Origin of the sequence: Peptoclostridium sp. AF21-18, from assembly GCF_003478825.1 — a bacterium.
GTDB lineage: Bacteria > Bacillota > Clostridia > Peptostreptococcales > Peptostreptococcaceae > Peptacetobacter.
The window spans coordinates 1-10977 of the sequence record NZ_QUGE01000039.1 but is presented as its reverse complement, the minus strand read 5'-3'; the positions used below and the strand labels follow the sequence as shown (position 1 = coordinate 10977).

Annotated in this window: 13 protein-coding genes; 8 read left to right on the top strand and 5 right to left on the bottom strand. The window is 30.9% G+C overall.

Annotated elements, in window-relative coordinates:
• Nucleotides 1-60 precede the first annotated feature (60 nt).
• The 5 genes from DWX74_RS10605 to DWX74_RS10585 form a co-directional block, all read right to left on the bottom strand.
• Nucleotides 61-306, bottom strand: coding sequence for a hypothetical protein (locus tag DWX74_RS10605; protein ID WP_118549916.1), 246 nt, complete (start codon nucleotides 304-306; stop codon nucleotides 61-63).
• Nucleotides 299-982: an ABC transporter ATP-binding protein gene (locus DWX74_RS10600; RefSeq protein ID WP_118549915.1), complete on the bottom strand. Its 684-nt coding sequence runs from the start codon at nucleotides 980-982 to the stop codon at nucleotides 299-301. Before DWX74_RS10600 ends, DWX74_RS10605 begins: the two co-directional genes overlap by 8 nt.
• Nucleotides 983-1173: 191 nt before the next feature.
• Nucleotides 1174-1587, bottom strand: coding sequence for a YrvL family regulatory protein (locus DWX74_RS10595; RefSeq protein ID WP_118549914.1), 414 nt, complete (start codon nucleotides 1585-1587; stop codon nucleotides 1174-1176).
• 198 nt (nucleotides 1588-1785) lie between these two features.
• The gene (locus tag DWX74_RS10590; RefSeq protein WP_118549913.1) at nucleotides 1786-3762 is read right to left on the bottom strand and encodes an FAD-dependent oxidoreductase; all 1977 of its coding nucleotides are present in this window, start codon (nucleotides 3760-3762) and stop codon (nucleotides 1786-1788) included.
• A 13-nt stretch (nucleotides 3763-3775) separates the two neighbouring features.
• Complete coding sequence (locus tag DWX74_RS10585; RefSeq protein WP_118549912.1) at nucleotides 3776-4570, bottom strand: SDR family NAD(P)-dependent oxidoreductase; 795 nt, start codon at nucleotides 4568-4570, stop codon at nucleotides 3776-3778.
• Between the two features lie 188 nt (nucleotides 4571-4758).
• Here DWX74_RS10585 and DWX74_RS10580 point away from each other — a divergent pair, with 188 nt between their 5' ends.
• The 8 genes from DWX74_RS10580 to DWX74_RS10545 all read left to right on the top strand — a co-directional run bounded on the left by DWX74_RS10580 (nucleotide 4759) and on the right by DWX74_RS10545 (nucleotide 10599).
• A complete protein-coding gene (locus tag DWX74_RS10580) occupies nucleotides 4759-5340 on the top strand; it encodes a TetR/AcrR family transcriptional regulator (protein ID WP_118549911.1) in 582 nt (193 codons plus the stop codon).
• A 485-nt stretch (nucleotides 5341-5825) separates the two neighbouring features.
• Nucleotides 5826-6308 carry a GNAT family N-acetyltransferase gene (locus tag DWX74_RS10575; protein WP_118549910.1) on the top strand — a complete coding sequence of 161 codons (483 nt, stop codon included), beginning with the start codon at nucleotides 5826-5828 and terminating at the stop codon, nucleotides 6306-6308.
• A gap of 34 nt (nucleotides 6309-6342) precedes the next feature.
• Nucleotides 6343-6834, top strand: coding sequence for a DUF1648 domain-containing protein (locus DWX74_RS10570; RefSeq protein WP_118549909.1), 492 nt, complete (start codon nucleotides 6343-6345; stop codon nucleotides 6832-6834).
• Between the two features lie 87 nt (nucleotides 6835-6921).
• On the top strand, nucleotides 6922-7725 hold the full coding sequence (locus DWX74_RS10565; RefSeq protein WP_118549908.1) for an EcsC family protein: 804 nt from the start codon (nucleotides 6922-6924) through the stop codon (nucleotides 7723-7725).
• Between the two features lie 40 nt (nucleotides 7726-7765).
• On the top strand, nucleotides 7766-8356 hold the full coding sequence (locus DWX74_RS10560; RefSeq protein ID WP_118549907.1) for a pentapeptide repeat-containing protein: 591 nt from the start codon (nucleotides 7766-7768) through the stop codon (nucleotides 8354-8356).
• 36 nt (nucleotides 8357-8392) lie between these two features.
• Complete coding sequence (locus DWX74_RS10555; protein WP_118549906.1) at nucleotides 8393-8887, top strand: GNAT family N-acetyltransferase; 495 nt, start codon at nucleotides 8393-8395, stop codon at nucleotides 8885-8887.
• A gap of 329 nt (nucleotides 8888-9216) precedes the next feature.
• Nucleotides 9217-9726: an RNA polymerase sigma factor gene (locus DWX74_RS10550; protein WP_118549905.1), complete on the top strand. Its 510-nt coding sequence runs from the start codon at nucleotides 9217-9219 to the stop codon at nucleotides 9724-9726.
• Between the two features lie 3 nt (nucleotides 9727-9729).
• A complete protein-coding gene (locus DWX74_RS10545) occupies nucleotides 9730-10599 on the top strand; it encodes a DUF3298 domain-containing protein (protein WP_118549904.1) in 870 nt (289 codons plus the stop codon).
• Nucleotides 10600-10977 lie beyond the last annotated feature (378 nt).

Sequence of the window (10977 nt, the reverse complement as noted above, 5' to 3'; positions counted from 1 at the left end):
GAATTTTTAAAAGTAGCATAAAAATATCCAGCAAGGAAAATACCTTGCTGGATAATAAATTTAACTTTTATTTATTTTGACAGTCCACTCTACGGGTAGCAGTTCAGAACTAGCTTGTAAAGATGCAAGTCCAAAAATAATTGCATAGAGCATTAACAACAAATAATTGTCACCTCTAGATTGAAGAGAATCCATTTGCATAGCAAGAGTCATAAAAATAGCCAATACACAAATAATTATATTATCGATAAAAATACTTTTACTTCTAGTAATATAGTAGCTTGAACCTTTTCTGATGTTACTCATTTGATTTTCCCTCCTTTATGAAGATCTCTTCCAATGATTGACCTTGTATTTCACAAATATCTTTATTAAATAATAGTTTTCCATTCTTAATCATAGATATATCATCAGCACATTTTTCAATTTCACTAAGGTCATGTGATGTGATAATAATAGTTTTTCCATTAGATTTCAAGTTCTCAATTAGTTTTCTAATTTCTATCCTAGATATAGGATCAACGCCCGATGTTGGTTCATCCATTATTATAATATCTCGTTCCATTAAGATAACAATTAGTAGTGATAACTTTCTTTTCATACCTTTAGAATAGTTGCTAACACGTTTACTTAAATGTTCTGTTAATCCTAGTTGTGAAGAATAACTATTTAGGGATTTGTCTATATTAAAATTAAAGTACTTACCAAAGATTTTGATATTTTCTATACCTGTTTTTTCATCATATAAATAGTCATTTTCAAGTTGCATTGCATATTTTCCATTAATATTAATATTTCCTTCATTTGGTTGATATATACCAGTAATTAATCGTAGCAGAGTGGTTTTACCAGAACCATTTGGACCAATAATAGCATGAATAGTATTAGCTTTTATATTCAAATCAAAACTATCAAAGAATACTCTGTTATTAAAAGTCTTTTTTAAATTTATTACTTCAATAGCATTTTTAGTTTTATACATATATCATAACTCCTTTCATTTAATAGATTATTGTTATATATAATATATAAAATAGAGGAGATTCTTACATGAGTAATTTCTGCAAATTTAATATTCTATATTAATTAAGGGTTATAGATACAAAAAAAGACGATATTTCTATCGCCTTTTGCTTATTAATACATAATATATACTATCAACGATTAATAAAATTAGTCTAATTCCTTGAAATCATCTTTTCCCATAAAAGCAAATAGAAGAGAGATTATGATTATCGAAATGTTTGTTGCTGATACAGTAGGCATGTAATAGTCAATAACTAACAATCCAAAGCTTGTAGCTATTGTATCTAAAATAAGATATGTAATAAAAGCAGCTTGTCTGTTTATTTTTCCAAGTTTTAGCAATGCTTTAGGAAGTGCACCAGCGATTAGGTTTAATGGAAAAGACATAACTGTTGCGATTATAAAGAATAGTACAATGTTACCAATAGACTTATATTGAAATCCAAATATTTTCATTATAGATCCACCTATTAAAGCAATTATTGACAATACTGCTAAAAATATTGTGCTGCACATAATAAATGTTTTAAATTTTTCCTTATCTATTTTAAATTTATTCAATTATTTACACACCTTTCAAAATAATTTTGATTTACTATATTATAAGTCTAAAAGAGTTAATAAACAAGAAATATAACGCTGAGGGCTGGAGAGAAAATAATTTTGATTACTCACTTAAAAAGGCCATTGCATTAATTGCAACAGCCTCTTTTAAGCGTTAATATATAAAAAACAACCTTTTTTATTTATTGTTTTTATTTATAAATTCAATGCACAGTTGTATGCCTGGTTTACACCTTTAGCAATTGTTCCGCCACTTGCACTGTCTCCAACGTTATAAACTTCTTGGATGCGTCCTTTTAGTTCTTCATACAGAGATGTTTCTGGACGATCTCCTATTGCAATTATAACGTCATTAGCAGGGATGTCGACAATAGTTCCATCTTTTTCTTTGCATACTACAGAGTCATTTTTAATTTCTTGACATAGGCAAGAAGTTTTGAAATCAACACCGTATTCGCGTAGATGTCCTAATACTATTGTTCTTGTTACATTTACCATTTTATCTGCTAATTTATCCATCATTTCAATAATTGTAACTTTTTTACCCATTGAAGCAAGTAGTTCAGCAGTTTCAATTCCGACACTTCCACCACCGATAATTACAACTTTTTCGCCTACTTCTTTTCCGTCAAGAACTTCTTTTGCATTTACAGCGTGTTCAAAACCAGGTATAGAAAGTTTAGCAGGATATACACCAGTTGCGCATATTACTGCATCTGGACTCATATTGATTATTTCTTCCGCAGAAATTTCTGTATTTAAGTGAACATCAACACCTGTTACTTCTAGCTGTCTTTCTAGATATGGAATTAATGGTTCCATGTTTTGTTTGTGAGGAGGTTTTACAGCATAGTAAAGTTGTCCGCCGATTTTATCATCTTTTTCGTAAAGAGATACTTTATGTCCTCTTTTTGCTGCAATACGAGCTGCTTCTACACCAGCAACCCCACCACCAATTACAACTACATTTTTGATTTCTTCAGCAGGTGTTATTGTATAATCATTGCTTCCTTGTCCAATGACAGCATTTCCAGAACAGCAACAAGTTCCACCACTTTGTAACTGAGTGTCAACACAAGTTCCACATCCTATACAAGGACGGATTTCATCTTGACGGTCTTCTATAATTAAATTAACAAGGTTTGGTTCTGCTAATAATGAATGTCCAAGGAAAATAAATTCACATTGTTTATCTTCTAAGGCTTTTTCAGCAATGTCTGGATTCTGTGCTCGTCCACCACCAATCATAGCAATAGTAGCAGGTTTACCAGTCATTTTTAATATACCATATTTTAAAGCCTGGCAAAGTCCAACAGCCTGACAATAGTTAGATGCAGAATCAGGAAGATCTTCCATGCTAGCTTCTTTTTTCCATGTTCCAGCTAGTACTTCTAGTGCATCAACACCGGCATCTTGGAATCTTTTTGCATAATAAATTCCATCTTCCATAGTAATACCAGCATCTTCGCCACGTTCCATAGCACTATATTTTACAATAATAGTAAAATCATCTCCGCATAATTCACGAATTCTTTTAATAATATTTAAATGGAAACGAACTCTATTTTCTGGATTGCCACCGTATTCGTCAGTTCTTACATTAGCAGTAGAAGAAAGGAATTGTTCTCCAAGATAATATCCAACACTATGGATTTCTACACCATCAAATCCTGCTTTTTTCGCACGAAGAGCAGCTTGAGCGTATTTTTCTTCAATTTCATGAATTTCATCTATTGTTAATTCTCTAGGTTCTTCATTTTCTAAGCCCATCATAAAAGAGTAAGGCATTGCAACTGCACTTGGAGCTACTGGCTGATGTCCTGTGATTGCTCGACGTGCACCACGTCCTGTGTGGCTAATCTGAAGAACACATTTAGAGCCTTCTTTGTGAATTGCATCAGCAAGTTTAGTCATTCCTGGTATAAACTTAGCATCGTCAATTACTAACATATTTGCAGTGTTTAGACCAACTGGTGAATCTACACAAGTTACTTCTACAACAATTAATCCTACGCCACCTTTTGCATGTTCAGCGTAATGATTAATTACTGCTTCATTTACAAAACCATTTGTTGATTGATTCATTCCCATTGCACTCATAACAGTTTTGTTTCTAAGTTCAATTGAGCCAATTTTTCCTGGTGATAAAAGTAATGGATATTTTGTTGTCATGATAATTCCTCCCTTATTCTACAATGTCGCCAAACATAGGTGCTGCTAATCCGTAACCACCACAAACTTCCATAAGTTGTCCTGTAATCCAAGAAGATTCATCAGAAGCAAAGAATACAATTGCATTAGCTTGATCTCTAGGTTCACCAAGACGACGAATTAATGTGTGTTTTAACCACGCTTCTTTAAATTCTTCAGGAAGTGACCGTTCTGTTGCCTGTGATACTGTAAATCCTGGAAGAACAGCATTACATCTGATACCTTGTCTACCGTACTGAACAGCAATCTGTTGAGTTAGCATATTTAAAGCTGCTTTTGCCACTCCATAATAAGTACGAGATACATCAGCCTGAACAGAAGTTGATGAGGATACATTGACAATTGATCCTCCACCGCCTTTAATCATAAGAGGAATAACAACTCTACAACATTCAGCACTTACGCCAAGTATTCCTTCCATTATTCCCATGCATGTTTCATGGCTAGTGTCGACAACTGTTGTATTATCCTTAGCCATTGTTGGACCACCGATAGCATTATTGATAAATATATCAATACGTCCTGCATCTTCATAAGCAGTTTTAATAGCACTTTCAATAGTTTCTAGCTTATTACACTGGAAGTAAATAACCTTCCTAACTTTTCCAGGGTATTTTCCTTCTGTTTCTTTGGCAAGTTCTTCACCATACTCAACGCGGCGTACAAGCATATAAACATCTGCGCCTTCTTCTAATAACTTATACATAGTTTCCTTACCGATTCCATTAGTACATCCAGTTACTAAAGCTATTTTTCCTTTACATCTCATCACTTAAAACTCCCTTCTGTTGCAATCCTAGATTTTATAAGTTTGTTTTTCTTTTACCTAATGCAATTATTTTGCTTTTAATTTTATATAAGTTTTGTTAATTGTACACAAAAAGCAGCTTCTTGCATCAGAATTTCACATTTGCTATAATTTAATAACGATAAATTAAAAAGAAAGGTTGAACAATAATGTTACAAGCAAAAAAAAGTGAACGCACTCATCAACAGTTTTTAAATTCTGCCAGAACACTTTTCCTTGAAAAAGGGTTTGATAATACAAGTATCGAGGATATTGTAACAATGGCAGGATATTCTATTGGTGCATTTTACCGTCATTATAAGAGTAAATCAGATATTTTAATTGAACTATGGAATGAATTTCTTCAAGATTATATTCAAGAATCCATAGACGGAGCTATGAAAACAACTACTTTAGAAGAGTCGATTGACTATCTTCTTTTGCGTAATAAAGAATACTACGAACATCCCATGTTTAAATGTTATTACAATGCCAGTGTAACTCGCATGATTACAAGTAGTAAAAATGATATTCCAAACAATGCAGGCAGTTTTAATGACATGCTTGTTATGTTATTAGAACGTGAATATCCATCTGTTGACCACGATAGATTACGCACTTATGCAAGTACTATTCATGCAATTATAAATGCTTATGCATCAGGTAGTATTCTTAATCAAAATTTGTATTTTGATGAGGTTACAACCAGAGAAATATTGCTAGATTTAACTCATAAAGCAGGCATTGAATAAAAAGAGAATCTGATTCACTTTTCTATATTTTCAGTATATACCTCGGTATTTCAGCTTGTCAATGAGATGATTTATGTGAATTAGGTTTTTAAATGAATTCAATATTTTAGGCGATTTTTGCTTATTATATATAGTTTTTTAGAATGATTTAAGTTATTTAATAATATATATAAATATTTGTGAATGGTGAAAGTTGAATATAAAAAATAAAAATAATAAAATGAGAAAGGGGCTATCGTATTAACTAACATTAATGCGGTAGCCCTTTTTTATAATATATATTTATTTATCTTCATTGAAAATATCTTTTCCTAATAATGCTAATATCTTAAGAATTTTTAGAAAATATTTTGTGAAAGAATGTTTTAATTTTGGTATAATTTATTTAAAGAAAGTTTTTGATTTTTAGAAATTATATTAAAAAATTTAAAAGACTGAAATTATTTGATTTTAAGAAATAAATTGATTAAAGAGAGGATGTTATTATGATTATTAGAAAAGCTACTATAGAAGATTTAAGAGATATTACAGATGTTGAAGCTGCTTGTTTTCCAGAAGCTGAAGCAGCAAGTGAGGAGTCTTTTAAAAAGAGATTAAACCATTTTGCAGATAGATTTTGGCTTTTATACGACGGGGATAAGCTTGTAAGTTTTGTAAATGGAATGGTTACAAATGATACGGATTTAGTAGATGAGATGTTTGCAGATGCGTCTTTACACGATGAAAATGGAGATTGGCAGATGATTTTTGGTGTGGCAACTTTACCAGAGTATAGAAGAAAAGGGTGTGCAGGCATGTTACTAGAAAGAGCAATAGAGGATTGTAGAAAAGAAGGTAAAAAAGGATTAGTGCTTACTTGCAAGGAAGCTAAGCTTCATTATTACGCTAAATTTGGATTTGAGAATGAGGGAGTTTCGTGCTCTGAGCATGGTGGAGCATTATGGTACCAGATGAGAATAACTTTTTAAGTTTTTTAATTGAAATTAAAGCAAGGTGATTTTTATGATTAAGAGAGTAGTAGATGAGAGTTTATACGGTAAAAAGACAACTTTTAGCAAAATAGCAAACTTAATAAGTCTACTGTCTGTTGTTGGGATAGTGTTATACGTAATAATAACGTGGAAAAGTATTCCAGATATGATCCCAGGGCACTATAATATCGCTGGAGAAATAGATAAATATTCATCTAAAAATTCGATATGGATACTTATTGTTGTGCAGATACTATTGTTTACAATGATGCCTGTACTTGAGAGATTTCCAAACATATGGAATACAGGAGTACAAATAACTGAGGAAAATCGGGAAAGAGTATATACAAATCTTAGAAATATGCAAACATACCTAAAAATGATGATTATGATATATTTCTCATACATGACATTTCAATCAATAGGTGGAGGAAACTTGCATAGTATGTCTGTATTTGTATTTTTAGTATTAGTTTTTGGTGGAATGGCGATATTTTTAATCAAGATATTTAAAAATAGATAAATAGTTATGCATAATAAAATTATGTTAACTAAAAATAACTATTAAAAAACATATAACGATAATATATTTCGAATCGGGGTGTTTGAGATGATTTTTCAGAAGAAAAGTCCTAAAGATAAAGAATGGGAGCTACTTCTTAAACAAGAAGATAAGATGCTCAGAAAAATAGAGAATAAAAAAGAATCGCAAATAAACAAATTGCTTGAGGATAAAGTTCCCGAAAAACTACAATCAACATTAAATGCAGCATTTAGAAAAGCTTTTGAAGTAGTTTTTAGCAAGGGATCTGGAATAATAGAGAAAACTTACGACAAGGAAAAGTATGATTTTGAGTATGAGAATAGAGAAAGATGGCATGCAGAAACAGGAAATAGAAGGTCACTTAAATCATTTTCAAAGGCTGCATCTGTTGGTAAAAACAAGAACATATTAATTTCTGGGCTTGAAGGTGCTGGAATGGGAGCTTTAGGAGTAGGAATTCCAGATATTCCAGTATTTACAGGAGTTATTTTGAAAAGTATATACGAGGTAGCTATGAGCTATGGCTTTGAATACGAGAGCGATTTTGAGAAGTTCTTTATTCTAAAAATTATCGAAGTTTCTATGCAAGAATCAGATAAATTTGAAAAACAGAATGATGAATTGAATAGATTTATAGATGAAGTTGATAAGTACGAATTTGTTGTAGAAAAAGAGGACATAGATTATCAGATTGCAGCTGCAGCAAACTCTGTATCAAAGGAAATGCTTTATATGAAGTTTGTACAGGGAATACCAGTAATAGGGATAGCTGGAGGACTTACAAACACTGTGTATTTAAAGAAAATTGTCGACTATGCAGAGTTAAAATATAGAAGAAGATTTTTAATTTCTAAGGGAAAAGTTCTTTAGGATTAAGGATTTTGAGTGAAAGGTAGTAAGTAAGAGGATTATGATATTTAATAGAGATGAGTATGAATATGAGGAATTAGGGAATTTTGAGATTGATTCGGAAGAAATAGAAAATATTAAATTTATCGACTGTAATTTTGAAAGCTGCTCTATTTCTGAGAGTTTAATACATAACTGTTTATTCAAAGACTGTAAATTTACAAACTGTAACATCGCTGGAAACAAGTTTGAATTGACTGTTTTTAAGGATTGCGAGTTTGAAAAATGCAACTTGATAGGAATTAACTGGAAGGATATTACGGTTGAGAGGGGATATTCAAATCCGTTCTCAAAACTAAAAGAATGTTATTTAAAATATTCTTCTTTTTTAAAAATGGATATTAAAAAGTTTGATTTTGGCGGAAATATTATTCATGATTCTATGTTTGATGAATCGTGTTTAAAGGAGTGCAAGTTTAAGGGATGTGACTTGACTCAGACGAGATTTAATATTTGTGATATTAGAAACGCTGATTTTAGAGAAGCTAAAGGATATTTAGTAGATATTACAAATTGTAAAATAAAGGGAGCAAAATTTTCGTTCCCTGAAGCAATGAGTCTATTGGACTCTTTGGATATTAAAATTTATTAAAAATAAATTATTTTATTTGGGAATGGAGTGGTTGTTATGAGAATTAAAGCTACATCTAAATCAAAATTAAAAGATGGCGAAATGGATTTAAAAAGATTCACTAGGGAAAATAACTACACTGTTTCGGGGTGCAATGGTTCAGACAAGGCATTTCTTGTGGATAAATTAGTAGACTATAATTTATCTCAAGTTCCAGCTACTCAAGAGGAGAATTTTATAGATTTGAGCAGAAAAGTTCTATCTGAAGATGGAAAGATTTTGGCGGGGATAATTGTTAGAATGTACTGCTGGAGATGTATCTACATAGACACATTTTGGATAGACGAGTCTATGAGAGGTGAAGATCTTGGTACATTACTGCTTGAAGAAGTGGAAAGAGTTGCCAAAGAAAATGGATCTCACTTAATTCATCTGGATACATTTGATTTTCAAGCGAAAGATTTCTACTTGGCTCATGGATATAGCGTGTTTGGGGAATTAGAAGACTGTCCTAAGGGGCATACGAGATATTTTATGAGCAAAGTATTATAAATTAAAGAATTAGATTAAAAGGCTGATTGAAATATAAAATTTCAATCGGTCTTTTTTTAGTTACAGAAAAGATACAAAGATGAAAAATATTACGATTAAAATTACAGATAAGATACAGATTAACATAATTTGTTTTTAAGAAAGGATTGGGGATATATAATAGCAGAGTAGTTCAAATATAAGACGATACAAACAGATATTAAGATTCTAAAAAACTACAGATTCAATATGTAAAAGAATCTAAAAATAAATTTATAAAATTTTTTTAAAAAAAATCAAACTTTTTAGCATAGATAAATCGTCTTATATACGAAGGAGGAAATAAGAAGATGAAAATATATAACTTATTAGATAAAAAGAAGGAAAAGCTCATTAAGCAGTACATCGTCGACAACAAAGATAGCTTGTACAGATTCGCCTATAGCTATACTAGAAATCAAAACGATGCCTTAGACATTGTTCACGATGCTATTTGTAAAGCACTTACGAATAAAAAATCGCTAAAAAGTGAAGACAAAATAAAGCCTTGGATTTATCAAATCATATCAAATTGTGCTATAGATTATATGAGAAAAAATAATAAATACACAGAAATGACTGATGAGATACAGAATGACAGCATGGTAGGATTTGATGAATACGAGAATTTCGACCTTCAACGAGCAATGCATCTTTTGCCTGAAAAATATAAGAGGGTGATAATACTTAGATATTTTGAAGACATGAAGATTTCCGAAATTACAGAGGTACTAGGAGAGAATGAAAGCACAATCAAGACAAGGTTATATACCGGCTTGTCAAAACTAAAAATAGAATTAACGAAGATAGAAGAGGTGTAGACTATGAAAAACGATAAAATAGATAAACTAAAAGAAAACTATAACAACATTGAAATCCCAAAAGAACTAGATGATGTAATAAACGACGCATTCAATGAAAGTGAAAATAAAAAATTAGAAAATAACAAAAAAGATTGGAGAAGAAATATGAAAAATATGAAAAAATGGTATGCATCAGCAGCTGCAGTAGGTTTAATAATAGTATCAGTAAACGCAAGTTCAACATTTGCAAAGAGTTTAGAAAATATACCAGTGATAGGCAATATAATAAGAGTAGTTAATTTCAACAATTACAGAATAGACAAAGATGGTATGGATGTTTCAATATCACTACCAGAAGTAAGCTCAGATAGTAAAGATTTAGAGTATAAATTAAACAAAGAATTTGAAAAAGAAGGTAAAGAAGCTTATAAAAAATACGAAGCAGAAGTTGAAAAACTTGAAAAAGAAGGAAAAACAACTCATAAATCTGCGGAAATGTGGTCAGAAACTGTAGCAGAAAACGATAAAACACTTTCAGTTGCTATATACAACACAGAAACAGAAGCTTCAGCATCAACAAGCAGAAAAATATACAACATAGATAAAAAAGACAAAACAATTCTTACACTTGAAGGAATGTTTGGAAACAACGATTATGTAGACGTATTAAGCAAAAACATACTATCACAGATGAAAGAAAGAACTAAAAAAGACTCAAATGACGTATACTTTGTAGACAATACATTCAAAATCAAAAAAGATCAGCCATTCTACATAAATGACAAAGGCGAACTAGTTATATGCTTCGACGAATATGAAGTAGCTCCAGGTTCAGCAGGATTAGTAGAATTCGTAATACCATCAAACATAGTATCAAAACTAATGAAATAGTTTGATAAAATAAATAAAAACAAATATTACCCAACAAACAACAAAAATCAATCACAACAAACAAAACATACACAAAATTACACAAACACAACAAAAGACTGTTACGCATCTTGTAGCAGTCTTTTTATAGTAACAATATTTTCAAGATATAAAATGTATAAATAATGGCTGTTCAATATTTGCAATAAGCCTATTTTATTAGTTATAATTTTTTATAGATTTACTAACATAAAAGAGAGGTATAAATCAAAATTTACCAAACTATTGATAGTGTATGTAGCATATGAGTTATATAGACAAAACTCTTTCGACAATCTGCAGACGCTGTAGGTACTCCAATTTGTTGGACTTAAGAATCTAACGATTGGAGTATTTTTT